Source organism: Mesorhizobium sp. M0060 (assembly GCF_040323155.1).
Lineage (GTDB): Bacteria > Pseudomonadota > Alphaproteobacteria > Rhizobiales > Rhizobiaceae > Mesorhizobium.
In genome coordinates, this window is record NZ_JAMYUP010000058.1 from 1 (window position 1) to 25,013 (window position 25,013).

At 63.6% G+C, this 25,013-nt stretch carries 28 protein-coding genes and 1 pseudogene; 14 read left to right on the forward strand and 15 right to left on the reverse strand.

Annotated features, from left to right (window positions below; genetic code table 11):
* The 6 genes and pseudogenes from NKJ94_RS30715 to NKJ94_RS30740 form a co-directional block, all read left to right on the forward strand.
* Positions 1-609 (forward strand): annotated as a pseudogene (locus NKJ94_RS30715) (hypothetical protein); the annotation flags it as partial.
* 111 nt (positions 610-720) lie between these two features.
* Positions 721-1,785 carry a phosphoribosylformylglycinamidine cyclo-ligase gene (gene purM / locus NKJ94_RS30720; protein WP_352530663.1) on the forward strand — a complete coding sequence of 355 codons (1,065 nt, stop codon included), beginning with the start codon at positions 721-723 and terminating at the stop codon, positions 1,783-1,785.
* A complete protein-coding gene (gene purN / locus NKJ94_RS30725) occupies positions 1,782-2,489 on the forward strand; it encodes a phosphoribosylglycinamide formyltransferase (protein ID WP_352530665.1) in 708 nt (235 codons plus the stop codon). Before purM ends, purN begins: the two co-directional genes overlap by 4 nt.
* Positions 2,490-2,574: 85 nt before the next feature.
* Positions 2,575-2,808 carry a type II toxin-antitoxin system HicA family toxin gene (locus NKJ94_RS30730; protein ID WP_352530667.1) on the forward strand — a complete coding sequence of 78 codons (234 nt, stop codon included), beginning with the start codon at positions 2,575-2,577 and terminating at the stop codon, positions 2,806-2,808.
* Positions 2,805-3,146: a type II toxin-antitoxin system HicB family antitoxin gene (locus tag NKJ94_RS30735; protein WP_352530669.1), complete on the forward strand. Its 342-nt coding sequence runs from the start codon at positions 2,805-2,807 to the stop codon at positions 3,144-3,146. Before NKJ94_RS30730 ends, NKJ94_RS30735 begins: the two co-directional genes overlap by 4 nt.
* A 50-nt stretch (positions 3,147-3,196) precedes the next feature.
* The gene (locus tag NKJ94_RS30740; protein WP_352530671.1) at positions 3,197-3,712 is read left to right on the forward strand and encodes a SixA phosphatase family protein; all 516 of its coding nucleotides are present in this window, start codon (positions 3,197-3,199) and stop codon (positions 3,710-3,712) included.
* 119 nt (positions 3,713-3,831) lie between these two features.
* Here the strand turns inward: NKJ94_RS30740 and NKJ94_RS30745 are convergent, their stop codons facing one another.
* The 7 genes from NKJ94_RS30745 to NKJ94_RS30775 all read right to left on the reverse strand — a co-directional run bounded on the left by NKJ94_RS30745 (position 3,832) and on the right by NKJ94_RS30775 (position 12,890).
* Positions 3,832-4,089: a DUF680 domain-containing protein gene (locus NKJ94_RS30745; RefSeq protein WP_352530674.1), complete on the reverse strand. Its 258-nt coding sequence runs from the start codon at positions 4,087-4,089 to the stop codon at positions 3,832-3,834.
* Positions 4,090-4,357: 268 nt separating this feature from the next.
* A complete protein-coding gene (locus NKJ94_RS30750) occupies positions 4,358-4,585 on the reverse strand; it encodes a DUF680 domain-containing protein (protein WP_352530676.1) in 228 nt (75 codons plus the stop codon).
* A gap of 330 nt (positions 4,586-4,915) precedes the next feature.
* On the reverse strand, positions 4,916-7,234 hold the full coding sequence (locus NKJ94_RS30755; RefSeq protein WP_352530678.1) for a cation:proton antiporter domain-containing protein: 2,319 nt from the start codon (positions 7,232-7,234) through the stop codon (positions 4,916-4,918).
* A gap of 56 nt (positions 7,235-7,290) precedes the next feature.
* Positions 7,291-7,989, reverse strand: a complete 699-nt coding sequence (locus NKJ94_RS30760; protein ID WP_352530680.1) for a DUF2270 domain-containing protein — start codon at positions 7,987-7,989, stop codon at positions 7,291-7,293.
* A gap of 57 nt (positions 7,990-8,046) precedes the next feature.
* Positions 8,047-10,155 (reverse strand): molybdopterin-containing oxidoreductase family protein, encoded by a 2,109-nt coding sequence (locus NKJ94_RS30765; protein WP_352530682.1) that lies wholly within the window; start codon positions 10,153-10,155, stop codon positions 8,047-8,049.
* A gap of 235 nt (positions 10,156-10,390) precedes the next feature.
* Positions 10,391-12,268: an ABC-F family ATP-binding cassette domain-containing protein gene (locus NKJ94_RS30770; RefSeq protein WP_352530684.1), complete on the reverse strand. Its 1,878-nt coding sequence runs from the start codon at positions 12,266-12,268 to the stop codon at positions 10,391-10,393.
* Positions 12,269-12,710: 442 nt separating this feature from the next.
* On the reverse strand, positions 12,711-12,890 hold the full coding sequence (locus NKJ94_RS30775; RefSeq protein ID WP_352530686.1) for a hypothetical protein: 180 nt from the start codon (positions 12,888-12,890) through the stop codon (positions 12,711-12,713).
* A 130-nt stretch (positions 12,891-13,020) separates the two neighbouring features.
* Between NKJ94_RS30775 and NKJ94_RS30780 the strand changes: the two genes are divergently transcribed.
* Both NKJ94_RS30780 and NKJ94_RS30785 read left to right on the forward strand, forming a co-directional pair.
* Positions 13,021-13,194: a hypothetical protein gene (locus NKJ94_RS30780; protein WP_352530688.1), complete on the forward strand. Its 174-nt coding sequence runs from the start codon at positions 13,021-13,023 to the stop codon at positions 13,192-13,194.
* 94 nt (positions 13,195-13,288) lie between these two features.
* Complete coding sequence (locus tag NKJ94_RS30785; RefSeq protein WP_352530690.1) at positions 13,289-15,370, forward strand: ATP-dependent helicase; 2,082 nt, start codon at positions 13,289-13,291, stop codon at positions 15,368-15,370.
* Positions 15,371-15,374: 4 nt separating this feature from the next.
* On the opposite strand, the gene NKJ94_RS30790 is transcribed toward NKJ94_RS30785, so the two are convergent.
* Entirely contained in the window at positions 15,375-16,283 is a 909-nt protein-coding gene (locus NKJ94_RS30790) for a LysR family transcriptional regulator (protein WP_352530692.1), read from the reverse strand.
* A 98-nt stretch (positions 16,284-16,381) separates the two neighbouring features.
* Here NKJ94_RS30790 and NKJ94_RS30795 point away from each other — a divergent pair, with 98 nt between their 5' ends.
* The gene (locus NKJ94_RS30795) at positions 16,382-17,617 is read left to right on the forward strand and encodes an MFS transporter (RefSeq protein WP_352530694.1); all 1,236 of its coding nucleotides are present in this window, start codon (positions 16,382-16,384) and stop codon (positions 17,615-17,617) included.
* Positions 17,618-17,751: 134 nt separating this feature from the next.
* On the forward strand, positions 17,752-18,054 hold the full coding sequence (locus NKJ94_RS30800) for a DUF982 domain-containing protein (RefSeq protein ID WP_352530696.1): 303 nt from the start codon (positions 17,752-17,754) through the stop codon (positions 18,052-18,054).
* 69 nt (positions 18,055-18,123) lie between these two features.
* Here NKJ94_RS30800 and NKJ94_RS30805 read toward each other — a convergent pair whose 3' ends face one another.
* Together NKJ94_RS30805 and NKJ94_RS30810 are read right to left on the reverse strand one after the other, a co-directional pair.
* The gene (locus tag NKJ94_RS30805) at positions 18,124-18,423 is read right to left on the reverse strand and encodes a hypothetical protein (protein WP_352530698.1); all 300 of its coding nucleotides are present in this window, start codon (positions 18,421-18,423) and stop codon (positions 18,124-18,126) included.
* A 14-nt stretch (positions 18,424-18,437) separates the two neighbouring features.
* On the reverse strand, positions 18,438-18,950 hold the full coding sequence (locus NKJ94_RS30810; protein WP_352530700.1) for a DinB family protein: 513 nt from the start codon (positions 18,948-18,950) through the stop codon (positions 18,438-18,440).
* Between the two features lie 78 nt (positions 18,951-19,028).
* Here NKJ94_RS30810 and NKJ94_RS30815 point away from each other — a divergent pair, with 78 nt between their 5' ends.
* The 4 genes from NKJ94_RS30815 to NKJ94_RS30830 all read left to right on the forward strand — a co-directional run bounded on the left by NKJ94_RS30815 (position 19,029) and on the right by NKJ94_RS30830 (position 21,994).
* Positions 19,029-19,739, forward strand: a complete 711-nt coding sequence (locus NKJ94_RS30815) for a glutathione S-transferase family protein (RefSeq protein WP_352530703.1) — start codon at positions 19,029-19,031, stop codon at positions 19,737-19,739.
* A 312-nt stretch (positions 19,740-20,051) separates the two neighbouring features.
* The gene (gene bluB, locus NKJ94_RS30820; protein WP_352530705.1) at positions 20,052-20,687 is read left to right on the forward strand and encodes a 5,6-dimethylbenzimidazole synthase; all 636 of its coding nucleotides are present in this window, start codon (positions 20,052-20,054) and stop codon (positions 20,685-20,687) included.
* Positions 20,688-20,818: 131 nt separating this feature from the next.
* A complete protein-coding gene (gene ndk / locus NKJ94_RS30825) occupies positions 20,819-21,241 on the forward strand; it encodes a nucleoside-diphosphate kinase (protein ID WP_352530707.1) in 423 nt (140 codons plus the stop codon).
* A gap of 144 nt (positions 21,242-21,385) precedes the next feature.
* Positions 21,386-21,994, forward strand: a complete 609-nt coding sequence (locus NKJ94_RS30830) for a class I SAM-dependent methyltransferase (RefSeq protein WP_352530709.1) — start codon at positions 21,386-21,388, stop codon at positions 21,992-21,994.
* Between the two features lie 68 nt (positions 21,995-22,062).
* On the opposite strand, the gene NKJ94_RS30835 is transcribed toward NKJ94_RS30830, so the two are convergent.
* The 5 genes from NKJ94_RS30835 to pgsA form a co-directional block, all read right to left on the reverse strand.
* Positions 22,063-22,332: a hypothetical protein gene (locus NKJ94_RS30835; protein ID WP_352530711.1), complete on the reverse strand. Its 270-nt coding sequence runs from the start codon at positions 22,330-22,332 to the stop codon at positions 22,063-22,065.
* A gap of 407 nt (positions 22,333-22,739) precedes the next feature.
* Positions 22,740-23,507, reverse strand: coding sequence for a YbaY family lipoprotein (locus NKJ94_RS30840; protein WP_352530713.1), 768 nt, complete (start codon positions 23,505-23,507; stop codon positions 22,740-22,742).
* A 91-nt stretch (positions 23,508-23,598) separates the two neighbouring features.
* Positions 23,599-24,078, reverse strand: coding sequence for a molybdenum cofactor biosynthesis protein MoaE (locus tag NKJ94_RS30845; protein ID WP_352530715.1), 480 nt, complete (start codon positions 24,076-24,078; stop codon positions 23,599-23,601).
* A gap of 3 nt (positions 24,079-24,081) precedes the next feature.
* Entirely contained in the window at positions 24,082-24,339 is a 258-nt protein-coding gene (gene moaD / locus NKJ94_RS30850; RefSeq protein WP_352507910.1) for a molybdopterin converting factor subunit 1, read from the reverse strand.
* A gap of 1 nt (position 24,340) precedes the next feature.
* Entirely contained in the window at positions 24,341-24,937 is a 597-nt protein-coding gene (gene pgsA / locus NKJ94_RS30855; RefSeq protein WP_352530717.1) for a CDP-diacylglycerol--glycerol-3-phosphate 3-phosphatidyltransferase, read from the reverse strand.
* Positions 24,938-25,013: the final 76 nt, after the last annotated feature.

Below are 25,013 nucleotides of genomic sequence, written 5' to 3' on the forward strand. Positions count from 1 at the left end.
GAGGAACAGATACTCAGCCTGCTCCCGGAATGGAACCAGCGCCCGGTCGTTGACGCCTTGCAGGCGATGCGCGGCATCGCGCTGATCAATGCCGTGGTGCTGGGGGAGATCGGCAGTTTCAGCGCCACTATCCTTGCGAGGTGCGGCCGTTCATGCGAAGAGCCCGGGAGCAATAGCTTATTTCGTAACTGCCGAACGACGATGGCACAGAGAATCACAATCGCTTGGCGCGTCACGCTTTGCTATCTGGCCGGGCTGACGGAAAGTCTGTTGGTCTTCGCATCTTTCGGAGCCCCGCACCGCAACGTGGCAGCGCAAGATCTTCTTTCGGCCTTCGTTCTTTATCTGGCCGTAGGGGTGGTCGTCTCTTGGCCCCTCTGGTTGACGGCCGCTGTCGTGGCGTTCGTTTTCGCGAGGTCGGTCGCTGCAAATCCAGGTCTGTGGGCTGCCGCGGCGACGTTGATCGGCGCCGGCTTCTCGTATGGAACCCTGCCCTTCGACGGTGAAATCAGGTCTCTTGCCACCGTCGGTGGCCTCGCCGCAATTCTGGCAGGCATTTCTTTTTATTGTTGGAGTGTATCGCGCCCGGTTCCCCCGGCATCCAACTGAAAACACCATTAATCGCGCGCTTGCCTTGCGGGGCAAAACCGTTCATGCGAAGAGCCCGCACGCGAGTGAAAACAGCGACAGGCAAGCGCAACAGATGAGCAGGCGCCGGAAATGAGCAAGCGCAAGAACGGGCTCACCTATGCCGAAGCGGGCGTCGACATCGATGCCGGCAATCTCATGGTCGAGAAGATCAAGCCGCTGGTGCGCGCCACTCGCCGGCCGGGTGCCGATGGCGAGATCGGCGGCTTCGGCGGCCTGTTCGACCTCAAGGCAGCCGGCTTCACCGACCCGGTGCTGGTCGCCGCCAATGACGGCGTCGGCACCAAGCTGAAGATCGCCATCGATGCCGGCAAGCACGACACGATCGGCATCGACCTCGTCGCCATGTGCGTCAACGACATCGTCGTGCAAGGCGCCGAGCCGCTGTTCTTCCTCGACTATTTCGCCACCGGCAAGCTCGATCCCGACCAGGGTGCTGCGATCGTCGGCGGCATTGCCGCCGGCTGCAGGGAGGCCGGCTGCGCGCTGATCGGCGGCGAGACGGCGGAAATGCCAGGCATGTATCACGGCAAGGATTACGACCTTGCCGGCTTTGCCGTCGGTGCCGCCGAACGCGGCCAATTGCTGCCGACCGACGACATCGTCGAGGGCGACGTACTGCTCGGCCTCGCCTCGTCGGGCCTGCATTCGAACGGCTTTTCGCTGGTCCGCCGCATCGTCACCGTAAGCGGCGTTGGCTGGAACGATGCGGCGCCGTTCAATGACGAAGCGACGCTGGCCGAGGCGCTGCTCGAACCGACCCGCATCTACGTCAAGTCGATCCTCAAGGCGATCCGCAACACCCACGGCATCAAGGCTCTGGCGCATATCACCGGCGGCGGCTTTCCCGAAAACATTCCGCGCGTTCTGCCCAAGGATTTTTCGGCCGAGCTCGACCTCGGCGCCATCGAGGTGCCGCCGGTGTTCTCATGGCTGGCCAAGACCGGCGGGGTCGCACCGGAAGAGATGATGCGCACCTTCAATTGCGGCATCGGCATGATCCTGGTCGTCGCCTCGGGCCAGGCGGCGCAGGTCGCCGCCGTGCTGCAGGAAGCCGGCGAGACGGTGACGCCGATCGGCCAGATCGTGCCGCGCCGCGACGCCGGGGTGATCTATCGGGGCTCGATCGGCCTATGACCAGAAAACGCACGGTGGTGCTGATCTCGGGGCGCGGCTCCAACATGACGGCGCTGATCGCGGCGGCGGGCAACCCGGCCTATCCGGCCGAGATCGTCGGCGTCATCTCCGACCGCGCCAATGCCGCCGGCCTCGGCATCGCCGCGGCTCGCGGCATCGCCACCAAGGTGATTTCGCGCTCGGACTATTCCAGCAAGGAAGCGCATGACGAGGCGATCGACGCGGCCCTTTTGTCGTTTCGCGCCGAGATCGTCGCGCTGGCCGGCTATATGCGCATCCTCGGTGCGCGCTTCGTCGAGAAATGGCAGGGCCGGATGGTCAACATCCACCCTGCCCTGCTGCCTGCCTTCAAGGGCCTGGATACGCATGCGCGAGCTATCCGCGCGGGCATGCGCATCCATGGCTGCACGGTGCATTTCGTCACGCTCGACATGGATGACGGCCCGATCATCGCCCAGGCCGCCGTGCCGGTGATGGTAGGCGACAACGAGGATTCGCTGGCGGCGCGCGTGCTCAAGGCCGAGCACCAGCTCTATCCGCTGGCGCTGGGGCTGGTCGCCGAAGGCAAGGCGCGCATGGAAGCCGGCCGCACGGTGTTTTCCCGCTTCGCCGACGATGCCGACAACGCCACGTCGGTGGTGATAGCGCCCGACCCGCTGCGCGAAGAGACCGATCTGGAGCACCTGGCGCGGATTACGCCGTAAGATGCATCCTAATTGCAATCAAATTTTGATTGCAATTAGGACCCTTCTCGCCTAATTTGCTTGCATGAACAGCAAGCACAAGCGTGTGCTCAGGGCGATCTTCACGGATCCGGTTTCGGGCAGCATCGAATGGATCGCCATCGAAACCCTGCTGGTTGCGGTCGGTTGCCAAGTGATCGAGGGAAACGGTTCGCGCGTGCGCTTCGTGTTCAACCGTGAGGTCGAAACCTTCCATCGGCCGCATCCGTCAAAGGAAGCGAAACGATATCAGGTGAGAGATGCTCGCCAATTCCTGTCGAGGATCGGAGTGAAGCCATGAATGCGATGACCTACAAGGGCTATTCCGCCCGTATCGATTATGATGATGACGACGAGATTTTCTTCGGCCGGATTGCCGGAATTCGCGACGGTGTATCGTTCCACGCTGAAACGGTCGCGGAGCTGAAGGCTGCTTTTCATGAAGCCGTGGACGACTATGTCGAAACCTGTGCGAAGATCGGTAAATCGCCGCAAAAACCCTATTCCGGCAATCTCATGCTGCGCGTCGATCCCTCGGTCCACTCGAAAGTGGCGCTGGCTGCGGAAGTCGCGGGCAAGAGCCTGAACCAATGGGGTGAAGAGGTCTTGCGCGAGGCCGCCGACAAGCAGATCGCCTGACGTTCGAGGATTTCTCATCCAACGCGCGTCTGTCTCTCCAGGACCGGATTATGAAGCAACTGCTGCTCCTGCGCCACGCCAAGTCGAGTTGGGATGATCCCGATCTTATCGACTTCGACCGGCCGCTGTCCGGGCGTGGGCTGAAGGCAGCGCCGCTGGTCGGGCGCGAACTGGCCCGGCGCGGCTGGCTGCCGGAGCTGGCGCTGGTATCGCCGGCGCTGCGCACCCGCGACACGTGGCGGCTGGTCTCGGCGGAGTTGCCGGCGAAGGTGCAGGCCAAATTTGCCCAGGCGCTCTACGAGGCAGCGGCGGCGGACATTCTCGCCAAGGTGCGGCAGGCAAATGCCAAGATCGGTACGCTTCTGGTGCTCGGACACAATCCCGGGCTGGAGGAGTTCGCAAGCCGTCTTGCCGGCGCCGGATCGGACGATGCGGCGCTCAAAAAGCTGGCGGAAAAATTTCCGACCGCGGCCCTGGCCCGTTTCGACGTCGACGCCGACTGGGCCGGTCTTACTTTTGGCAGTGCCCGGCTGACGCACTGCATTTGGCCGAAGGATCTGCGCTAGAGATTGGCCGACAGGCCGGAGGGGGGTGGGAAGGATCGCCGACTTTTCGGCCGACCCTCTTCCGCGAACAAGAACGGCGGGCCAAGCCCGCCGCTCTTTGTGCTCCGGGGTTTGAGGAACTAGCGGCCCCAGTTGCCCCTGCCAGATTGGGGCACCACGGACTGAGCCGTGCCGGACTGGGTCGTCGCCCTGGTGTCGACGGCATTGTGCTCAGCCGTCAGCGGCTTGCGGATCGAGCCCGTAAACGCGTTGTCAACATTGCCAACAGGCGCGGCCGGCTGGTTGACGCCGTCCGAACCATAGTGGTCGCTGCCGGCAAAGGCGCTGCCTGTGGCGATGAGGATGATGGCGGCGACGGTAAGAGCAATCTTGGTCATATCAGGTACTCCAATGTATTGGGCATTCGTGAGAGTGTCGTTGCTTTCGACGCATTCGAGATGAGAGTGCTGCCCGCACCGACGAATACGCACCCGAAGCGCACGTTGCTGGACGATTTCAGCAACCGAGATTGCGGCTACAGATGAAACCTGCAAATCAAAGTATTCGAGTGGCGTGGGATTCGATCCGGCGCGTGTCCACGTTGATACGCAAAAGCAAGAGTAGCGGGCCAAGCCGGCCGCTCTTTGTGTTCCAGGGCTGTGATAATCAGCGGCCCCAGATGCCTTGGCCGGATTCGGGCGCGACGGACTCGGTCGTCGTCTTGGTATGCTCAGTCGTGACCGGCTTGCGGATCGAACCGGTGAAATTGTTGTCGACATTCGCGCTGGGGGCGGCCGGCTGGTTGAAATTGTCCGAGCCATAATGGTCGCTGAAGGCAAAAGCAGTGCCGGTGGCAACCAGGATGGCGGCGGCGGTAAGAGCGATCTTGGTCATTTCAGGTACTCCGGTATTTCTCTGTTCTGTTCGTCAAGTGGCGTGCCTTGGGAGGAATTCGCGTCGCTCGGACCAGCCCGAGATGGGTCGGCGGGGCTGTCGTTTCCAATCACGAAAATTTTGTGCCGGTGCGCCAAATTGGCCGCTTGAAATCCGACATACGGCCCCTTTTGCCACAATCTTCTGGTTTATTATCAATCGGTTACGTCGACATTGGTGATTTGCGGCGCGAACGTTTCGTGAGCCGGCGTTCACCCGATGCTATACGCTCCGTCAACAGAAACGAACCGTTCGGTTCGATTATGCTGCCGGACCAATGCGCGATGAAATTCACGCAGCTACCGGTTCGGCGCCAGCGGCGTCATGCCTGGGCCGCGCGCTGGCCAGAAGTACGACGGGGCAGTTGCAGGCGGCCAGAACAGCGCCGGCGGTTTCGCCGAAGAACAGGTTCTCACCCGGCCGTTGAGTGACCCCCATTACGACGATCGCCGCACCGTTGGCCACCTCCCGGATGATCGCCTTGTCGGGTGTGACGCGGGTATGGAACGCTGTGTCTACAGGCACACCGTAGCGGCTGGCCAAGTCGGCGATGTCTTTCAGAACGGCCTCTTCGCGGCTATGCGACACAGATGTCGACCTGCGGCCCTTGGTTGCCCTTTGCGAGACGTAGAGCATCTTGACCCGCGCCCGGTTTGGACGGGCTAGAGCCAGCGCAAAGTCGGCGGCGCGACGCGCCACTTGAGTACCGTTGACGGGGACGAGAATGCTGGTGCCGGCCTTCAGCGTCGGCATCTTTTCGGCAGCATTGCCGCCGTTCAGGACCAGGCAAAGCGGGCCGTCAAATCCTCCGGCAATGTCGTTGAGGGTCGGCGCGAAGGCGCCATCGATGGTCAGCACATTGTCGAGGCCGACCAGCAGCAGGCCGTATCCCTTGCGGGCCTCTTCGGCGATCGTCTCACCGGTGGCTTCCGATTCGGTGCGAGCCGTCAGGTGGACTTTGTCGACCAGCGTATCTTCGATCCGTTTCACCGCCTGGGCGCTTTTTTTTGCACCCTTCTTGATTTCCTTCAGGGTGCGCTCCTGCCCCTTGCTGTCGGTTGGCCTGTCAATTCGGCCGTCTTTCAGGCGCAGCAAGGTGGTGGGCATGCCGCTGCCTCCGCCGACCAGTCCAGCGAGATAGGCGGTGAACTTGCCGACCCTGCTGTCGTCGACCAGCACCAGCAGCCGCTCCAGCCTGGAAATGAAGCCGTATTCGTCCAACGCCTCGCGCTCGACACGCTGCTGCTCGTCGTGCCCAACCGGCAGCCGGCCAAGCGCCCAGCGCAGCATCGGCGGCATGGCCAGCGTGGTGATCACGGCCATGGTGACGATCATGGTGAAGAGATTGTGCGACAGGATGTTCATCGACAGGCCGATGCTGGCGACGATCACCTCGGTCGAGCCGCGCGCGTTCATTGCGCTGCCGACGGCGATCGCTTCCTTGAACGACATGGCGGCGAGCCTGGCGCCGATGAACGCGCCGCCAAACTTGCCGATGCTGGCGATGACCACGAGAGCGCCTGTCAGCATGGCAAGCGTCGGGTCGGCGAGCACTGTGAGATCGGCGGAAAGCCCCGCCATGCCGAAGAAGATCGGCATGAACAGCGCGGTGATGACGCCGCGAAGCTGGCCCTCGATGTGGCTGGAGAGGATGGGTGATTCACCGACAAGGATGCCGGCGACGAACGCCCCCAGCACGGTGTGGACGCCTATCATGTTGGTGATCAGCGCCATCACCCCCATGATGATGAGGATCATGGTGATCACCGCATACTCGCTGCGGAAGGCATCGTTGGTCCAGCGGATCAAGGTGAAGACTAGACGGCGGCCGATGGTGAAGGAGAACACCATGAACAGTGCCACCTCGGCGACGGTGGTCACCAGCGGCGCGAACTGCAGCCTGCCGTTGGTGGCGATGCCGAAGGTTACGGCGATGATCAGCCAGCCGATCGTGTCCTCGATGATCGCCGAGGAAATAATCACCTGACCGAGGTTGCGGCGCATGAAGTTCATCTCGCGCACCACCATGGCGACGATCTTGACCGACGAGATCGACAGCGCGGTGCCCAGGAACAGCCCGGCGACGGTGCGTTGGGTCGGGTCGGCCAGCAGTGCGTCCGGCAGGAATTGCGCAAGCGCGAAAGCGCAGATGAAGGGCACCACAATGCCGGTCCCCGAAATGGAAAAACATGCCGCGCCGACCCGGCGCACCAGCCGCAGGTCCGTCTCCATGCCGGTCAGCAAAAGCAGCATCAGTATGCCAAGCTGCGAGACGGCGTCGATCATGCCCTTTTGCGCAGGATCACTGGGAAAGATCAGGTGCTGGGCGGACGGCCACAGCCAACCGAACAGCGACGGACCGAGCAGGATGCCGCCGATCAGTTGGCCCATGATTGCCGGCTGGCCATAGCGCTGCAGCACTTCGCCCAGGCCACGCCCGACAAGCAGCAGCAGGACGATCTCGGCAACGAAAGCGCCCTCGCCCGAACCGCCCATTCCCGAGGCCTTGGTTCCGGCAACAAGCGTCTCCGCCGCCCAGGCCCCGCTTGCGGGGACGAACGCCCAAACCAGCAGCGCCAGGCTGGAACGTGTCGGAGCCTGCCAAACCATGAAACCCCCATCGCCCAATGCACGTGCCCAACAACGCGCGACAGGGCGTTGCGTTGCTAGACGTGGACGTCACCGAAGGAGAGTTCGCCGTCGTCGCTCTCCGTCAGGAAGGCTGTCACCAGCAGGCCGGCATAGAGGATGGCGACCAGCACGACGATGACGGCGCCAGGGATTGGGCCTAAGGCAGCACCGGTGACGGCCTCACGCATCGAACCGACGAAGCCGACGCGGACGCCTTCGGTCAGAAGACTTGGCGTCGACAGTTTGAGGATCCAGGCCAGGAGCAGGATCAGCAGCATGTAGATGTAATTCCGACGCAGGCGGCGCGCCAAAGCCGCTCGTTGCGAAATGAGGAATTTCGGCGCGCGCAGGCTCTCGCCGACGATCAGCAGCCAATCGGACGCGAAGTCCGGCTGCGGCGAGAATATCTGCGCGAAATAATGCCGTTCGAACTGGCGCACGCGGGCCCGGTAGAAGTCGAAGAAGCGGTATCGGCGCGCCTCTATCCACAGCAGCAGCAGAACAAGCAGCATGGCAAACAGCAGCACGCCGTGATGAGCGCTGGCTGTGGAAAGCGATACGGACAGCATTGCCGCCACGACAGTTATCGCCCAATTGCTTGTCAGGTCCAGGCGGTCGCGCCACCCCGCCATGCGCAGAATCTCGGCGCGATGAAAGTGCGACATCGTGGTTACGAGTTCGCCGGACGAAAGTGTCCTTCCGATGGGGTCCGGCGCCGCCAACGCTTCTGCCATGACCATGCCTCCACCCGCCACGCGAAAACGGCTGGATGGACATATCGTTCCGACGCTTCAATTGGCCGGGCGCAGCCAGACCTTGTTGTCGTGGAAGGCAGCGCCGCCATAGGGCGCCGGCGCGTCGGCGCCGGTCAGCACGTTGATGCCCTCGCCGCGCTCATGGGCGCCGTTCGGCCAGATGCCTTCGGCGACCACCACGCCGCGCTTGATGCCGTCGAACAATCTTGCGTGCAGCACCACTTCGCCACGCCGGTTGCCGACCTCGACACGGCCGCCGTCGGCGACCCCGAGTGCCGCCGCATCGTCGGGATGCAAGAGCAGTTCCGGCCGGCCCTCCTTCGCCTTCGAGACCGGCGTTTCGGCAAAGGTCGAATTGAGGAAATTGCGCGCCGGCGAGGTGGTCAGCCGGAACGGGTGCGCCTCGTCCGCCACCTCGATCAGGTCGACATGGTCCGGAAATTCCGGCAGGCGCGCCACCGGGCCGAAGAGGCCCATGCTTTTCGGTGGCCGATTGGGTGCCGCCTGCCCGGTCCAGTCGGCGCGGAAGTGGAATTTTCCGTCCGCGTGGCCGAAGCCGTTGAGGAAATGCGCGGCCTCGAAATCCGGTTGCAGATCAAGCCATTTCTCGTCCTTCAGGCTCGAAAAGCTGCCCAGCCCGCGCTTGCCCAAAATGATGTCGATATGCTGCTGCTCGGTCATGCCGAAGCCCGGACGATCGGCGACGCCAAGCCTCTTGCCGAGCTCCTCGATGACGAAATGGTTGGTGCGCGGACCTTCCGGCGGGTCGATCAGCTTCGGCCCGAGCGTGATGTGCTGGTTGCCGCCGCCCTTGTAGACGTCGTCATGCTCGAGAAACATCGTTGCCGGCAGCACGACATCGGCGAGTTTTGCGGTGTCCGTCATGAACTGCTCGTGCACGCAGGAAAACAGGTCGTCGCGCAGAAAACCCTGCTTCACCAGCCGCTGCTCCGGCGCGACATTGACTGGATTGGTGTTCTGGATCAGCAGCGCCGTCACTGGCGGGCCGCCATAGAGCGCATCCGCCGCCCCGGTCAGCACCGGGCCGATGCGCGAATGGTCGAGATGACGGATCGCGGGGTCGCGCATCCGTGTGCCCTCCAGCAGTTCCTGGTTGAGCTTGAAGATGCCCGAATTGGTATGGAAGGCGCCGCCGCCCTCATACTGCCAGCAGCCGGTGACCGCGGCGATCGAGGCTGCGGAATGCATGTTGACCGAACCGTTGCGCTGCCGCGAAAAACCGTAGCCGAGGCGGAAGTAAGTCTTCTTCGTCGTGCCGACGAGCCGGGCGAAGGTCTCGATTTCGTCGACAGAAAGCCCGGTGATATTAGCGGCCCATTGCGGCGTCCGCGTCTTGAGATGCGCCTCCAGCCCCTGCGGGTCGTCGGTGTATTTTTCCAGATAGGCGCGGTCGGCCATGCCGTCGCGGAACAGCACGTGCATGACAGCGCAGGCCAGCGCGCCGTCAGTGCCGGGCTTCAGCACCAGGCCAAGATCGGCCTGCTTCATGGTCGCATTCTCATAGACGTCGATGACGACGATCTTGGCGCCGCGTTCCTTGCGCGCCTTGACGGCGTGGGTCATCACGTTGACCTGCGTGACCACGGCGTTGGTGCCCCAGATCACCACGCAGTCGGACTTTGCCATCTCGCGCGGGTCGGGGCCACGCAGCGCGCCGGCGCCCATCATCCAGCCGGTCCAGGCCAGATTGGTGCAGATCGAACCGAAGAAGCCGGAGTATTTTTTGGCGTGCCTGAGCCGCTCGATGCCGTCGCGCTGCACCAGCCCCATCGTGCCGGCATAGTAATAGGGCCAGACCGTCTCCGAGCCATATTTTGCCTCGGCCGCGATGAATTTTTCGGCGACAAGGTCGAGTGCGGCTTCCCAACTCGCTTCCTTCCAGGCGCCCTCGCCCTTGGCGCCGGCACGGACCAACGGCTTCAGCAAGCGCTCGGGGTGATGGACGCGGTCGGCATAGCGGGCGACCTTGGCGCAGATGACGCCGGCCGTATAGCTGTTGGCCTTGGCGCCGTGGACGCGGCCGATACGCCTGGCGTCGAGCAGCTCGACTTCGAGCGCGCAGGTCGAGGGACAATCATGCGGACAGGCCGAATGGCCGATTTTGAGCTTGGCGTGCTGATTCATGGAACGAGGGTAGCCGGTTCCGTGCATGGCGTGTAGGGCCAGATGATTAGCCAATCTCCCCCCAAGTGGGGGAGATGTCCGGCAGGACAGAGGGGCGCGCGAAGGATCGCCTACCTTGTTCATCCTACGACAAACCCGAGACCGGCGTGAGGACGCAATCAATTGAGAGGTCGCCGGGACAGCGCCCCCCTCTGCCTGCCGGCATCTCCCCCACAAGGGGGAGATTACGCTGCCCCTACTCCGCCGTGCCTTCCTCATACTCGGCCGACATCGACAGCCATTTTTCCTCGTGGCCGGCGAGCGTCTGGGCGAGCTGTGAGCGTTCCTTGGCCAGCTGGGTCGCGGTCGAGGGGTCCTTTTCGTAGACGGCCGGATTGGCGAGCTCGTCCTCGATCAGGTCGATGCGCTTGCGGAGGCGGTCCATCAGCGCTTCGGTGGCGCGGATTTCCTTGGCCAGCGGCTCGAAGGCGGCGCGGCGCGCGGCTGCGTCTCGGCGGCGGTCGGCCTTCGACGCTTTGTCCGCCTCGCGCTTGCCGCGGCGGTCGCCGGAGACACCGGTGACCAGCGTCTTGTAGTCCTCGAGATCGCCGTCATACGGGTTGACCGCGCCATCCTTCACCAGCCACAGCCGGTCGGCGGTCGCTTCGAGCAGATGGCGGTCGTGCGAGATCAGGATAACCGCGCCGGGAAAATCGTTCAGCGCATGGATCAGCGATTCACGGCTGTCGATGTCGAGATGGTTGGTCGGCTCGTCGAGGATGAACAGGTTCGGCCCCTCGAAGGCCGACAGGCCCATCAGCAGCCGCGCCTTCTCGCCGCCGGACAGATCCTTGGCGGCGGTGTTCATCTTTTCGGTGGTCAGGCCGAATTGGGCAACGCGGCCGCGCACCTTCGATTCCGGCGCTTCCGGCATCAGCCGACGGACATGCTCATAGGCGTTTTCGTCCGGCCGGAGGTCGTCGAGCTGGTGCTGGGCGAAGATTGCTACCTTGAGCCCGGGCGCCACCGTCATGCTGCCGGTCTCCGGCTTCAGCCGGCCGGCCAAAAGCTTGGCGAAGGTCGACTTGCCGTTGCCGTTGGCGCCGAGCAGTGCGATGCGGTCGTCGGCATCGATGCGCAGCGTCATCTTCTTCAGGATCGGCTCACCCTCGACATAGCCGACATTGACGTTATTCAGCGCAATGATCGGCGAGGCCACCGTCTTCACCGGCTCGGGGAAGGAGAACGGCCGTACCGTGTCGTTGACGATCGCGGCGATCGGCTTCATTTTCTCCAGCGCCTTGATGCGCGACTGCGCCTGCCTCGCCTTGGAAGCCTTGGCGCGGAAGCGCTCGACGAAGGATTCCATGTGCTTGCGCGCGGCCTCCTGCTTGACGCGGCCCTTCTCCTGCAATTCGCGCTGCTCGGTATATTGCCGCTCGAACTGGTCGTAGCCGCCGCGCCAGAAGGTCAGCTTCTTCTGGTCGAGATGGACGATCGAGTTGACGGCGCGGTTGAGCAGGTCGCGATCGTGCGAAATCAGCAGCACGGTGTGCGGGTATTTCGACAGGTAGTTTTCCAGCCACAGCGTGCCTTCGAGGTCGAGATAGTTGGTCGGCTCGTCGAGCAGCAGAAGGTCGGGCTCGGCAAACAGCACGGCGGCCAGCGCGACGCGCATGCGCCAGCCGCCGGAGAAGGACGAGGCCGGCCGCCGCTGCGCCGCATCGTCGAAGCCGAGGCCGGCGAGAATGGTGGCTGCGCGTGACTCGGCTGAATGCGCATCAATGTCGGCCAGCCGCATGTGGATGTCCGCGATGCGGTGCGGATCGGTCGCGGTCTTTTCCTCTTCGAGCAGCGCACTCCGTTCAAGGTCGGCCTTGAGCACGATCTCGATCAGCGGCTCCTCGGTGCCGGGCGCTTCCTGCGCCACCTGGCCGATGCGCGTGTTCTTGGGCAGGCCGATCGAGCCGGTCTCGGAGGCGAGGTCGCCGGTAATTGCCTTGAACAAGGTCGTCTTGCCGGTGCCGTTGCGGCCGACAAGGCCAGCCTTGCTGCCGGCCGGCAAGGTCAGCGAGGCATGGTCGAGAAGCAGGCGTCCGGCCATACGGAGCGAAAGGTCGTTGATGATCAGCATGGCCGCGCTTTTGCACGGGACAACCATGCTTCGCAAGGGCTTGAGCCCCGGTTCGCCGCATAAGGCGCGAAAACCAGCAAAGAGGTGACGTCGACACCGCGACTTCCCGCAAAACGCAAAAGAACCCGCTATCCTGAGGGGGGGTAAGGAAGCGGGTTCTTTCGTGAACGGCTGCCTTGGGAGCGTCCGATCGACACCCAAACACGCAACAGCCGGGTTTGTTCCATGTGATGAACAAACCATGTGATGACAAACACCGGCGTGGCCGGCAGGTTGTCCACAGGCGCGTGCGTCCGTACGCTATCGGACCATGACGCTGCGGAAAGACTCGGCTATCCTTGGATGCGCGGCGGGCCTGATCTCCGCCTGGCCGGCGCCATCAGCTTCCTCCCAAGCGGCGCCGGCCACCTTCTTTGACCGGTGCCGACGCCATTTGAGGTGGTCATTGTTTTGGCGGCGTGCCGGGCTGATCGCCGCCGGTCGTCGATTTCGGCACCGGATTCTTGTCGACCTGCGGGTTCTGCTCGACCGTGTCGCCGGGGGCCTTGGTCGGCTGGATGTTATTGTCGCAACCCGCAACGGTCAGCGCTGCCATAAGCAGCAGGATTAAGCGCTTTTTCATCGCAGTCTCCTCTCGCCCGACAACGAGGCGTCGGCGATTTGGTTGCGCGATCGGTGTCTTCCCGCATTCTCCGAGGAGCCGGGGAACAAAATGCCGCGTCTTCGGTTGCTCCAAATCAATGGAGGAAGCCATGATCCGTTTGCTCATCGCCGGGGCAATCGTCTACGTTGCCTATCGCGTCGCCAAGAAAGTGATTGACGACGTGCCCGACGATTTCGATCCGCTGCTGCTGCCGCCGCCGCAAGACGATCGCGAGGCGCTTCGGCGGCAATCGGCAAGGATGGGCGTCGAACCCGGGCGCTGATCGATCGCTCTGCCGCAAGGCTTCTTCGCTTCCGAGCGCAAACTCCCGCTCTGCAAACCGTTGCGAACAAAGCAGAAACGATGCTTGATGGGCGATGAACCTCGCCGCCCGTGATTCGTCCTTCCAGCCGGCCTATCTGGCGAAGCTCAACGCCGAGCAACGGCTTGCCGTCGAACATGGCGACGGCAAGATCGCCGGGCCGTTGCTGGTGATTGCCGGCGCCGGTTCCGGCAAGACCAACACGCTGGCGCACCGGGTCGCGCATCTGATCGTCAAGGGCGCCGACCCGCGCCGCATTCTTTTGATGACATTTTCGCGCCGTGCCGCAGCGGAAATGGCCAAGCGGGTCGAGCGCATCGCCGGCGAGGTGCTCGGGCGCGATGCTTCTGTCATCACCGATGCGCTGAGTTGGGCCGGCACGTTCCACGGCATCGGCGCCAGGCTGCTGCGCGATTATGCGCTGGAGATCGGCCTCGACCCGGCCTTCACCATCCACGACCGCGAGGATTCCGCCGATCTGATGAACCTTGCCCGCCATGAGCTCGGTTTTTCGAAGACCGAAGCCCGCTTCCCGACCAAGGGCACCTGTCTTGCGATCTATTCGCGCGCCGTCAACGCGCAGGCGCCGCTCGGCGAGGTTTTGGGGTCGGTGTTTCCATGGTGCGCCGGCTGGGCCGAACAGCTCAAGGCGCTGTTCGCCAGATATGTCGAGGCCAAGCAGGCGCAGAACGTGCTCGATTACGACGATCTGCTGCTCTACTGGGCGCAGATGGCCAGCGAGCCGGAAATCGCCGCGCACCTGGGTGGGCGTTTCGACCATGTGCTGGTCGACGAATACCAGGACACCAACCGGCTGCAGGCGTCGATCCTGACGGCGCTGAAGCCCGACGGATCGGGGCTGACTGTGGTCGGCGACGATGCGCAGTCGATCTATTCATTTCGCGCAGCGGACGTGCGCAATATCCTGGATTTTCCCAAGCAGTTCGCGCAGCCTGCCGAGGTCGTCATGCTGGAGCGCAACTACCGCTCGACCGAGACGATCCTGGCGGCCGCCAATGCGGTGATCGGCGAAGCGTCGGAGCGTTTCACCAAAAATCTCTGGTCCGAGCGCAAATCGACAGAAAAGCCGAAGCTGGTGAGCGTGCGCGACGAGACCGAGCAGGCGAGCTATGTCTGCCAGGCGATACTCACCGAGCGCGAGGCCGGCACAGCGTTGAAGACGCAGGCCGTGCTATTTCGAGCTTCGCACCACAGCGGCCCGCTGGAGATCGAGCTGACGCGCCGCAACATCCCCTTCGTCAAGTTCGGCGGGCTGAAATTCCTCGACGCCGCTCACGTCAAGGACGTGCTGGCCGTGCTGCGCTTTGCCGAAAACCCGCGCGACCGCGTCGCCGGATTTCGCGTGCTGCAACTTCTGCCCGGCATTGGCCCTTCGGCCGCCAATGCGATCGTCGAGACCATGGCGACGTCGCTCGACGAGACCATGGGGCTTGCCCGTTACCGGCCGCCGCAGCGCGCCGCCGACGACTGGCCGGGCTTTGTCGCGCTCTATTGCGGCCTGCGCGCCGGCGCAAAAAAATGGCCGGCCGACATCGAGCAGGTCAGGCTCTGGTACGAGCCGCACCTGGAACGCATCCACGAGGATGCGACGACGCGCCGGGCAGATCTCCTGCAGCTCGAGCAGATCGCTTCCGGCTATGCCTCGCGCGAGCGCTTCCTCACCGAACTGACGCTCGATCCGCCGGACGCGACCAGCGACGAGGCCGGCCCGCCGCACCGCGACGAGGATTATCTGATCCTGTCGACCATCCATTCGGCCAAGGGCCAGGAGTGGAAAAACGTTTTCGTGCTCAACACCGTCGACGGCTGCATCCCGATCGATCTCGGCGTCGGCAACAAGGAGGATATCGACGAAGAGCGGCGGCTGCTCTACGTGGCGATGACGCGGGCCAAAGACGGCCTGCACCTAGTCATGCCGCAGCGCTTTTTCGTCCATGGCCAGGCGGCGCGCGGCGACCGCCATGTCTATACCTCGCGCACGCGCTTCATCCCGCGCTCAATCCTCGGCGCCTTCGAGCAGGTGGCGTGGGCCAGCGTCCTGGCCAGGGACGATCCGCGCCGGCAGCCGCAAGTGCGCGTCGATCTCGGCGCGCGCATGCGCGGCATGTGGAAATAGCCGCTCAGGCCTTCAGAAACGGCCCTGCCCCGTGCAGAGACGTAAACAGCGCCTCGCTGAACAGGGAAATCGGACGCTGCAAGCGGCCGGCCGGCGGCCGGTGGAAGACCCAGGCGCGCACTTGCGGACGGAAATCCGTGTCGAGGATCTCGATCGCATCGCGCCAGGGGCTGCCTGTCAGGGCCGCCGGGGTGACGATGCCGATGCCGTGGCCGCGCGCCACCAGCGACATGCGCAGGTCGGCGCTCAAGGCTTCGACGCCAACCTGAAACGGCAAGCGCGCCGCTTCGAAACTGTGACGGATGAAGCGGCGGAAGCCGCAGCCATTTTCGTTCAAGACCCAGGGGAAAGCCGACAGGTCGGCGAGGCTTGCCGGTTTCGGCACCTCAAGGCCGGGTGCAGCGATCAGCAGGACCGCCTGCTCGCCGAGGTCGTCGCCGACCAGCTCCTCCGGCGGCCGGTCGCCATCGGGCAGGCACAGCGCGGCCGCATCCAGCTCGCTGCGGGCGACCTGCTCCAGCAGACGCGGCGACCAGCCGGAGGTGATGCGCAGCGTCAGGCGTGGAAACTCCTTACGCAACCGGTCGAGCGGAACGGCAAGTGCTGCGTCCGACAGATATGGCAGGATGCCGAGACGGAATTCACCAGTGATTTCGCCATCGGGCGCGAGGCCGGACTTCAAGTCTTCCAGCGAGCGCAGCACGCGGCGCGCGTGCTCGTAGGCATCCCGACCCGCGCCGCTCGGCTTCAGCGGTTTGGACAGGCGATCGAGAAGCGGCGTTCCCAGCGCCTCCTCGAGGTTCTGGATGCGGCGCGACACGCCGGGCTGGGTCAGGTTCAGGCGGCCGGAGGCGCCGACGATAGAGCCGGTTTCCACCACCGCCACGAAGGCTTCGAGGTCATGCAGGTTCATGCGCTTTCCTCATAATCATTATTCAATCTATTTAATTGCGACATGTTACTCCGTCGGCATAATGAATTCAATCATTATACCAATGTTGGAGCTCGGGCATGGCCGATGTTCTCACGGAACGCACCGCGGAATCCCAGATCAGCGATACAATCAGCGGCAGGACGACGCTGCTGTTTGCAACCGCCGTCGGCGTGATCGTCATCAATCTGTTTGCGCCGCAGACGCTGATCGGCTTGATCGGGCCTTCGCTCGGGCTTGGCGGTGCCGAAGGCGGCCTGGTGGCGATGGCCACGCTGCTCGGCTATGCCGCCGGCCTTTTTCTCCTGGTGCCGCTCGCCGATCTTAGGGAAAACCGAGCCCTGATCGTGCGCATGCTCGGCTCGTCGTCCGTCGCCGCCGGTGTCGCGGCGGTGGCACCGAATGCGGCCATGCTGCTCGCGACCCTGTTCGTGCTTGGCGCCGCCTGCTCCGCCATCCAGGTTCTGGTGCCGATCGCCGCCGCCATGGCACCGCCGGAGCGGCGGGGCCGTGTCATCGGCGATGTCATGAGCGGGCTGATGCTGGGCATTCTGCTGTCACGTCCACTGGCCAGCCTGATCGCCAGCGCGTGGGGCTGGCGGGCCTTCTACGCCGTCAGCGCAGTCGCGGTGGCGGTGCTGACGGTGGTTCTGGCCGTCTGCCTGCCGCGCCGGCCGGTGTCGTCGGCGATGACCTATCCCGGGTTGATCGCCTCGCTCTGGCGCCTCGTTTGCAGCGAGCCACAGCTCAGGATCAGGGCGCTGACCGCAAGCCTTGCGATGGCGGCGTTCAGCGTGTTCTGGACCTCGGTAGCGCTTCGTCTCGCCCAGCCGCCATTCGAGCTCACGCAACGCGGCATTGCGCTGTTTGCGCTGGTCGGTGCCGGCGGCGCTGTCGTTGCGCCATTGTTCGGGCGTGCCGGGGATCGCGGATGGACGCGCCGCACGACGATCCTGTGTCACCTCGCCATGATCGCGGCGTTCGGGCTTTGCGCCTGGGCGGCGGCTGCAACGGTCGATGCATCGACACTACCGCTGATCGTCATGGGCGGCAGTGCCGTGCTGCTCGATATCGGCGTCACCGGCGACCAGACACTTGGCCGCAGGATCGTCAACCTGCTCAATCCCGAAGCACGCGGCCGGCTGAACGGCCTGTTCGTCGGATTGTTCTTTCTCGGCGGCGCGGCCGGATCGGCGCTGGCCGGGATTGCCTGGGCATGGTTTGGATGGTCGGCAATTTCGGCACTCGGCATCCTGATCGGGCTTTTGGCGCTGGCCGTGGACTGGCTAGCCGCTCGACCTGGCCGGCATTCCTGATTGGTGGGTCGAGCGTGACAGACGAAAGCAAAATCCCGGCAACATGGAACCTCGCGCCGCGATCGGCGTTTCTGCCCGACCCCCAGACCGGAGAACGGCGTCCGCCGTGACCTCCGCCCATTCGAGAGGCCAGAATGCACGACAGGACGTTTTCCACCCCGGTCGCCCTAACCGTTGGCGCCGGCTACAAGCGCACGATCGCTTCGTTCTCCGAGATGCACGAGTTCCTGATCGAGTTCCCGCCTTCGCGCCGGCGGCTGAGCTATGGCGCTGCGGTAAAGGCCTGCGAGGCGGCCCGTGCCGGCGAGATCTCGGCCGAAGCGGCACGCGACGCCCTGATCACTTTCGCAGTGACAGCAGGCATCCTCTGGCCCGCTGCCCAGCCGGCCGTTTCGGTCAAGCCGGTCGCTCGGGGCCATGGCGGCTACGCCGCCTGAAAAGCCTCTTCGCCATCATAGCCGGCCGGAGATGCCGTCCATTTATCGACGGTTTTAGTTCGGCGGATCCTAAATCAGCCGCCTTCTGATACTTATCCGGGTCACCGCGGTCACGAGAATGGCGCCGATCATGAAATAGATGGTCGCGACAATGTCGCCCTGATGGAAATAATAACCGGAGTTGAGAAGCGCCAAGACCACGGCGAAGAACGCCACAAGGCGCAAGGGTTCATTGGGCATGCGTGCCAATTCTCGCTGTTGCTGCTGAATGCTGCTGAAGCGGCCGCCCTCACGACCGTGCGCTCCATAAAATGTTTTGGCGCGTTTTGCAATCTCGGCAGATCGTCCTCTATCCACCGTCCGCTTCACCAGCCGCCCCAGGGTTAGGCGAAAGCCCTGCCCTCCTCGCTGCGCTGGAACAACGTCAGGTCCAGTCCGAGGCTTGGCTTGCCCAGAATGGTCAGGATCGCATGCGCCTGTCCGCGATGGTGGGTCTGGTGGTTGAAGAAGTGGTCGAGCGCCGGCGCCAGCCGCTGCGAGACGGTGCGCATATCCGAGACGGTCATGTAGGAGAAGCGGCCCGACAGCGCCTTGTCGCTCAAGCCGCCGACCCAGTCGATGATCCGCTTGTCTTCAGCCTCGCGCGCCAGCCGCAAGCCAGGCAAGGCGCGGTGCAGGATGGTGTCGAGCCTTGCCGGCGCGTCGCCCTCGCCGATGAAGCGTTTCATCCAGATACGGTCGGCTGCCAGGAGGTGGTTGAGCGTTCCTATCATCGAGCCGAAGAAGACGCCGACATTGCGGTCGAACTCTTCATCGTGGAGATCGGCCGCGGCATTGTAGATGCGGCCATTGGCCCATTGATTGTAGGCCGCAAACATCATGAAGTGCTGTTTCATTTTTCTCTCGACCTGCGAGACCCCTGTTTCGCGCGGGTCTGTTTCGGGCATAGTTAGACTGCAAGGAAGCTGCCGCCAATGACTATTCTGCTCTATGACCTTGTCGGGCGCGACACCGCCCGCCCGTTCAGCCCGCATTGCTGGAAGGTGGCAATGGCGCTGGCCCATAAAGGGCTCGACATTACCAGCGTGCCGACCCGTTTCCTCGAGGTGCCGAAAGTGGAAGGCGGCATCTCGAAGCTCGTTCCGGTGATCCGCGACGGTGAGACGGTGGTCGCCGATTCCTTCGCCATCGCGCTCTATCTCGAGGAGACCTATCCCGGGCGGCCGACATTGTTTTGCGGCGACGGCGGCAAGGCGACGGCGCGCTTCATCGAACGCTGGTCGCAGCTGACGATCCACCCCTACGTCACCACCGCCGCAATACTGGACCTGCATGCCATGCAGGACGAGGCGAACGCTGCCTATTTCCGGCAGAACCGCGAGCAGCGCTTCGGCAAGCGCCTGGAGGAGGTATACGCCACCCGCGACGCCGGGCTCGCCGGCTTCCGCGCCTCGCTGGAGCCGCTGCGCTCGATGCTTGGCTATCAGCCCTTCATCGGCGGCCCGTCGCCGCTGTTTGCCGACTACATCGTCTTCGGCGCGCTGCAATGGGCGCGCATCGCAACGCCCTACCGGCTGCTCGACGACAGCGATGTCGTGGCGCAATGGTTCAAGCGATGCCTCGATTTGCATGGTGGCCTCGGCCGCACCGTCGCGGCGGCAGCGATCTCCCCGCTTGAGACGTGAGATCGGCAGTTTCATCGTGGGCGCCACATTTTGTTCTTGCTTTGTGCCGGCAGCTATGCTACTAATTTGGGTATGGTGCTGATTCGCGCCGACGACCCGTCCGGTTTACCGCGGCGGGTTTTGTTTTGCCGATAGGGGTGCAACGGCGTTGCCGGCGGGAACGTCGCTCGGCGCCGGCTAAAGTTGCTGTCCGGCCAAATGCGACAATGCGGACAGACGAAGTGTCGCCTGAGGCGCCTCATCATCGCCTGGATCGAAGCAAACAAGACGGATATCCGGTGAACCGGGCAATCACAACAAAGGCAGCGCGCCATGACCGCAAGCCCAGAATTCCCGGCCGACTTTCGCGCCGGGCTCGCCAACCTCTTCCTGTGGCGGCGCGACGTCAGGCGGTTCAAGCCGACGCCACTGCCCGAAGGCGCGCTGGAGCGGCTGCTCGACCTTACCAGCGCCGCGCCGTCGGTCGGGCTGAGCCAGCCCTGGCGTTTCGTCATCGTCGAGAGCGAAGCGTGCCGCGCCGCCGTCAGGGCATGCTTCGAGCGCTGCAATGCGGAGGCGCTCGCAACCTTTTGCGGCGAACGCGCCGCGCTTTACGCGCGCCTGAAGCTCGCCGGCCTGCATGATGCGCCCTGCCAGTTCGCGGTTTTCGCCGACCGCGCAACCGAGCAAGGGCATGGGCTCGGCCGCCTGACCATGCCCGCCACCATAGACTATTCCGCGGTCATGGCGGTCCACACTATGTGGCTGGCGGCGCGTGCCGAAGGAATAGGCATGGGCTGGGTCTCAATCCTGGATCCGGTCGAGATGGCGACGATCCTGGACGTGCCTGCGGAGTGGACGCTGATCGGCTATTTCTGCGTCGGCTATCCAAGCGAGGAACACAGCGTGCCGACCTTGGAGCGAGAAGGTTGGGAGTTCCGGCGGCCGTCGATCATGATAACGCGATAGTGAAACTTGCAAGCAAGCCGCCACGAGTTGCAGCGCGAGATTGGGGCAAATCCGCTTCCCCTTGGCAAGGCGGCGGGCGGCTTGTATAGAGCCCGCCACCTTCAATTCCATTCTCATCACAAGGACGACCCATGGCGCTCGAACGCACCTTTTCCATGATCAAGCCCGACGCAACCCGCCGCAATCTCACCGGCGCCATCACCAAGATGCTGGAAGATGCCGGTCTGCGCGTCGTCGCTTCGCGCCGGGTGTGGATGAGCCGCCGTGAGGCGGAAGGTTTTTATGCTGTCCACAAGGAGCGTCCGTTCTTCGGCGAGCTGGTCGAGTCCATGTCGTCAGGTCCGACCATCGTGCAGGTACTGGAAGGCGAGAACGCCATTGCCAAAAACCGCGAAGTGATGGGCGCCACCAATCCGGCCAGCGCCGCCGAAGGCACTATCCGCAAGGTGCACGCGCTGTCGATCGGCGAGAATTCCGTGCACGGTTCCGATGCGCCGGAAACCGCCGCGCAGGAGATCAAATACTGGTTCTCGGACACCGAAATCGTCGGCTGAGCCGGCATCCTGCTCCCCATCAAAGAGGCCGGCACAATGTCGGCCTTTTTCGTTAGCGGACATTTCAGGTTCAGGCTCCTCGACGGGTGCGTTAAGGTCGAGGCATGGATCAAACGCCGTCCCGACAATAGAGCCGACCAGTCCATGACCAGCACCATTCCCGGCTTCTTCCAGGGCACCGAGATGCCGACCGGCGGCTGGTGGGAAGCGTTGTGGCCCGACCCTGCCGGGGTGTTGACGGCGGTGGGAATGAAGCCCGGCATGGATGTGGTCGATCTCTGCTGCGGCGACGGCTGGTTCACGCTGCCGCTCGCCAAGGTCGCCCGTCACGTCATCGCCATCGACATCGATGCCGATCTGCTCGAAGTCGTCCGGCGCCGGCTGGCCGAAGGCGGCGTGACCAATTGCGAGTTTGTGGCAGGCGACGCCTATGAGCTTGCCAGGCTGGTGTCCCGGCCCGTCGACCTGGTCTTCATGGCCAACGCTTTCCACGGCGTTCCGGACCGGCCGCGCCTCGCCCGCGCCGCGCGGGCGACGCTTGGCCCGGCCGGTCGTTTTGCCATCGTCAACTGGCACCAGAACCCGCGCGAGCAAACCACGGTCCTGGGCGAGCCGCGTGGACCGAAGACTGAGCTGAGGCTGTCGCCAGAACAGACCATCGTCGCCGTCGAAGCAAGCGGTCTCAAGCTCGCCAAGCTTGTGGACGTGCCGCCCTATCATTACGGCGCGGTGTTCAAGCAAACGACGGCCTGAGACCGCCTGCCGGAAACAGCTCGTCGCCGGTGCTTACCCGCCGCCCCCTCGCGGCGGGTTCTGCCAGTCTATTTCGCCTGGCGTTCCTTCACGTTCGCATGTTCATTCGCCGCTTCCGTGTCGGTGGCCGGCGTCTGTGTATCGTGACCTGTGAACGGACTGCCCTGCCCCGGCGCGAGATCGCCGCTGTGGCCGGCCTTGTTGGTCTGGAAGGGTTGGCTATCCGGACTGAGACCATGCTGAAGGGCGTCGAACAGATGGTCGTCCGCCTTGGCAAAGCCGGTAAAGGCAAGAAGCGATGCACCTGTGGCAGCAAGGATAAGCGGGTGCGTTTTCATCTCTGGACTCCTTTGAGTGGCCAGAACGAGCCGCAGCCATTCTGGCGGCTTCAACGAAGGGACAAACGTCCCTTTTGCCTCACCCGCCGTCTACGGGAGGATAACGCTCCCTCTGCCTGGTCTATTCCGGCTGAAACACATTGTGATCGATAGTTCCGCCCCGCTGCGAAGATTTGACCCTGTGGCATCGAGGTGGCCGGGTCCGGCAAACGCGCGGAAGACGCGATGCTTCGCGACGACCTGATAGCCTTGACGGATTCGCAATGGGTCATCGCAATCCTCGTCGACGCCGTGGCGTGCATCACGGCCGATTTTTTTTAGAGCCGGGATGGTGTTCAAAGGCGCTAAGGAGGTTGAGTTCACCTGCCCTGCAGGGGCCGCATACACTCTCCGGCGGTTTGAGAGGCCTAACTCGCGGCGTTGAAGCGCAGGATGACGCGGTCGTCCTTGTCGGCGATAACAAGCTTGCCGGCGTCGATGTGGTAGCACGCCGCCTTGGCCAGCGCCTCGAACAGCGCCTTTTCCTCGGCCATGACCTGAGGCGCGCAGGCCTTGAAGGTCGAGCCGATGTCGCCGATGGCGATCTTCGAACCGTCGACCGTGGCAGTGGCGAAATAGACGTTGCAAGGTCCGCTGCCGCCGGCCTTGCCGGCCTGGCTGATCCGGAATGTCGCCTGTGGTTCGGCAATCACGCCGATGCCTTCGATATATTCGACCAGCCAGCTCTGGCCGAATACGGAGGCTGCCGCCGGCGCGTCGCTCGGCGCCGCCATTTTCAGCATGATGGTCAGCGGTGCATCGCTCAGCGGGTCGATTTGATGACGTTCATCAGAGATGAACAGCAGCCTGTCGTCGGCGGTTATGCGGGCCTGCAACGCGTAGGTCATGTTCGGCCGGATCACCTGCGGATCGAAGCTGATCTCGAACTTGATCGGCACCTGGCCGGCCGGTACCACCTTGCGCTCGCCGATGATTGCGGCCGGCGCGTCGGCCAGCGAGACGTCGGCAAGCTGCACGGACAGCACGGCATTGGGCGGCAGTGCGATGCGCTCGCGATACGTTACTTCGCCCTTGAGGGTCTTTTCAGCGGCCACGGAAAGCTCCGGCACGACCAATATGCCAATGACAAGCGGCACAAACCCGAAGATGAAGAACTCGGCGATCCTGTCCAGCATGATCCTGCTCCCCTTCCGGCCAAAGGTCTCGCAGGATTGCGGTCAATGCATGGCCGTCGGGGCATGGCGATCGGGGCATGGCTGTCGGGATTTATTCCGACGGCGGCTGCTTCCAGCGGCCCGCCGCCTCAGTGTCGGCCTCCTTGGCGTCGACCCAGCCGCCCTCGGAACCGTCGCTATGGTGTTCCTTTTTCCAGAATGGCGCCCGTGATTTTAGATAGTCCATCAGGAAATTCGCGGCCTCGAACGCCGCCTGCCGGTGCGCCGAAGCCGCCACCACCAGCACGATGTTTTCGCCGGGCGCTATCTTGCCGTGGCGGTGGATGGCGGTGAGCCCCTGCAGCGGCCAGCGCTCGATTGCCTCGGCGGCGATGCGGCCGATCTCGGCTTCGGCCATGCCGGGATAATGTTCGAGCTCGAGTGCCGAGAGCCTGCCTTGCTCGTCGCGGCAAAGGCCAGAGAAGGTCACCACAGCGCCGACGTCGTTGCGACCCTGGGTCAGCCTGGCGATCTCGGCGGCGACGTCGAAATCCTCCGCCTGGATGCGCACGACAGGCACCACCGCGGACATGGTTCAGCCACCGGTCATCGGCGGGAACAGCGCGATCTCGCGCGCGCCGGCGATCTTCTCGCGGTGCTCGACATGTTCCTGGTTGATGGCGACGCGGATCACATCAGGATATTGCAGCGCGTGCTCGTATTCCTCGCCGCGTGATTTCAGCCAGCGCAACAGGTCGGCGACCGTTTCGATGCCGGCCGGCAATTCGACGTCTTCTTCGGGTCTGCCGATCCGCTCGCGCACCCAGGCGAAATAAATGAGCTTCGTCGACATGCTACTCGTCCATGATGTGCTTGAGGCCGGCGCGGAAATAGTCGTAGCCGGTGTAGAGCGTGACCAGGGCGGCAATCCACAGCAGCACCAGCCCGGTTTGCGTCGTCAGCGGGAAGATCTTGTCGCCAGCGGGGCCCGCAAGCAGGAAGGCGATGGCGACCATCTGGATGGTGGTCTTCCATTTGGCCAGTTGCGTTACCGGCACCGAGACCTTCAGGGCCGCCAAATATTCGCGTAGCCCCGAGACCAGGATCTCGCGGCACAGGATGATGATCGCCGCCCATAGCGACCAGCCGGCGATGCCGGCATGGCGGTCGGTGTCGGCGGCCAGCAGCAGCAGGCAAGTGGCGACGAGCAGCTTGTCGGCGATCGGGTCGAGCATCTTGCCAATATTCGAGGTCTGCTGCCAGGCGCGCGCAAAATAGCCATCGAAATAATCGGTGATCGAGGCGAGCAGAAAAATGATGAGCGCCGACCACCGCGCGAAGTCGCTCGATTTCAGATGCCCTTCCAAGAAGAAGCACAGCACGACCAGCGGCACCGCGAGAATGCGAGCGTAGGTGAGCATGTTGGGCAGGTTGAACGCGCGCTGGGCCATGTTTTGGGAACTCTTTCTGCCTGCTTAGTCAAATCAGAAGCGAATGTGGGGGGTCAACAGGCCAGAATCGATTAGC

What these genes read in the sequence shown, in the direction of transcription:
- purM (WP_352530663.1), top strand. Translation starts at nt 721, where the DNA reads ATGAGCAAGCGCAAGAACGGGCTCACCTATGCCGAAGCGGGCGTCGAC.
- purN (WP_352530665.1), top strand. Translation starts at nt 1,782, where the DNA reads ATGACCAGAAAACGCACGGTGGTGCTGATCTCGGGGCGCGGCTCCAAC.
- NKJ94_RS30735 (WP_352530669.1), top strand. Translation starts at nt 2,805, where the DNA reads ATGAATGCGATGACCTACAAGGGCTATTCCGCCCGTATCGATTATGAT.
- NKJ94_RS30740 (WP_352530671.1), top strand. Translation starts at nt 3,197, where the DNA reads ATGAAGCAACTGCTGCTCCTGCGCCACGCCAAGTCGAGTTGGGATGAT.
- NKJ94_RS30745 (WP_352530674.1), bottom strand. Translation starts at nt 4,089, where the DNA reads ATGACCAAGATTGCTCTTACCGTCGCCGCCATCATCCTCATCGCCACA.
- NKJ94_RS30750 (WP_352530676.1), bottom strand. Translation starts at nt 4,585, where the DNA reads ATGACCAAGATCGCTCTTACCGCCGCCGCCATCCTGGTTGCCACCGGC.
- NKJ94_RS30755 (WP_352530678.1), bottom strand. Translation starts at nt 7,234, where the DNA reads ATGGTTTGGCAGGCTCCGACACGTTCCAGCCTGGCGCTGCTGGTTTGG.
- NKJ94_RS30760 (WP_352530680.1), bottom strand. Translation starts at nt 7,989, where the DNA reads ATGGCAGAAGCGTTGGCGGCGCCGGACCCCATCGGAAGGACACTTTCG.
- NKJ94_RS30765 (WP_352530682.1), bottom strand. Translation starts at nt 10,155, where the DNA reads ATGAATCAGCACGCCAAGCTCAAAATCGGCCATTCGGCCTGTCCGCAT.
- NKJ94_RS30770 (WP_352530684.1), bottom strand. Translation starts at nt 12,268, where the DNA reads ATGCTGATCATCAACGACCTTTCGCTCCGTATGGCCGGACGCCTGCTT.
- NKJ94_RS30775 (WP_352530686.1), bottom strand. Translation starts at nt 12,890, where the DNA reads ATGAAAAAGCGCTTAATCCTGCTGCTTATGGCAGCGCTGACCGTTGCG.
- NKJ94_RS30780 (WP_352530688.1), top strand. Translation starts at nt 13,021, where the DNA reads ATGATCCGTTTGCTCATCGCCGGGGCAATCGTCTACGTTGCCTATCGC.
- NKJ94_RS30785 (WP_352530690.1), top strand. Translation starts at nt 13,289, where the DNA reads ATGAACCTCGCCGCCCGTGATTCGTCCTTCCAGCCGGCCTATCTGGCG.
- NKJ94_RS30790 (WP_352530692.1), bottom strand. Translation starts at nt 16,283, where the DNA reads ATGAACCTGCATGACCTCGAAGCCTTCGTGGCGGTGGTGGAAACCGGC.
- NKJ94_RS30795 (WP_352530694.1), top strand. Translation starts at nt 16,382, where the DNA reads ATGGCCGATGTTCTCACGGAACGCACCGCGGAATCCCAGATCAGCGAT.
- NKJ94_RS30800 (WP_352530696.1), top strand. Translation starts at nt 17,752, where the DNA reads ATGCACGACAGGACGTTTTCCACCCCGGTCGCCCTAACCGTTGGCGCC.
- NKJ94_RS30810 (WP_352530700.1), bottom strand. Translation starts at nt 18,950, where the DNA reads ATGAAACAGCACTTCATGATGTTTGCGGCCTACAATCAATGGGCCAAT.
- NKJ94_RS30815 (WP_352530703.1), top strand. Translation starts at nt 19,029, where the DNA reads ATGACTATTCTGCTCTATGACCTTGTCGGGCGCGACACCGCCCGCCCG.
- bluB (WP_352530705.1), top strand. Translation starts at nt 20,052, where the DNA reads ATGACCGCAAGCCCAGAATTCCCGGCCGACTTTCGCGCCGGGCTCGCC.
- ndk (WP_352530707.1), top strand. Translation starts at nt 20,819, where the DNA reads ATGGCGCTCGAACGCACCTTTTCCATGATCAAGCCCGACGCAACCCGC.
- NKJ94_RS30830 (WP_352530709.1), top strand. Translation starts at nt 21,386, where the DNA reads ATGACCAGCACCATTCCCGGCTTCTTCCAGGGCACCGAGATGCCGACC.
- NKJ94_RS30835 (WP_352530711.1), bottom strand. Translation starts at nt 22,332, where the DNA reads ATGAAAACGCACCCGCTTATCCTTGCTGCCACAGGTGCATCGCTTCTT.
- NKJ94_RS30840 (WP_352530713.1), bottom strand. Translation starts at nt 23,507, where the DNA reads ATGCTGGACAGGATCGCCGAGTTCTTCATCTTCGGGTTTGTGCCGCTT.
- NKJ94_RS30845 (WP_352530715.1), bottom strand. Translation starts at nt 24,078, where the DNA reads ATGTCCGCGGTGGTGCCTGTCGTGCGCATCCAGGCGGAGGATTTCGAC.
- moaD (WP_352507910.1), bottom strand. Translation starts at nt 24,339, where the DNA reads ATGTCGACGAAGCTCATTTATTTCGCCTGGGTGCGCGAGCGGATCGGC.
- pgsA (WP_352530717.1), bottom strand. Translation starts at nt 24,937, where the DNA reads ATGGCCCAGCGCGCGTTCAACCTGCCCAACATGCTCACCTACGCTCGC.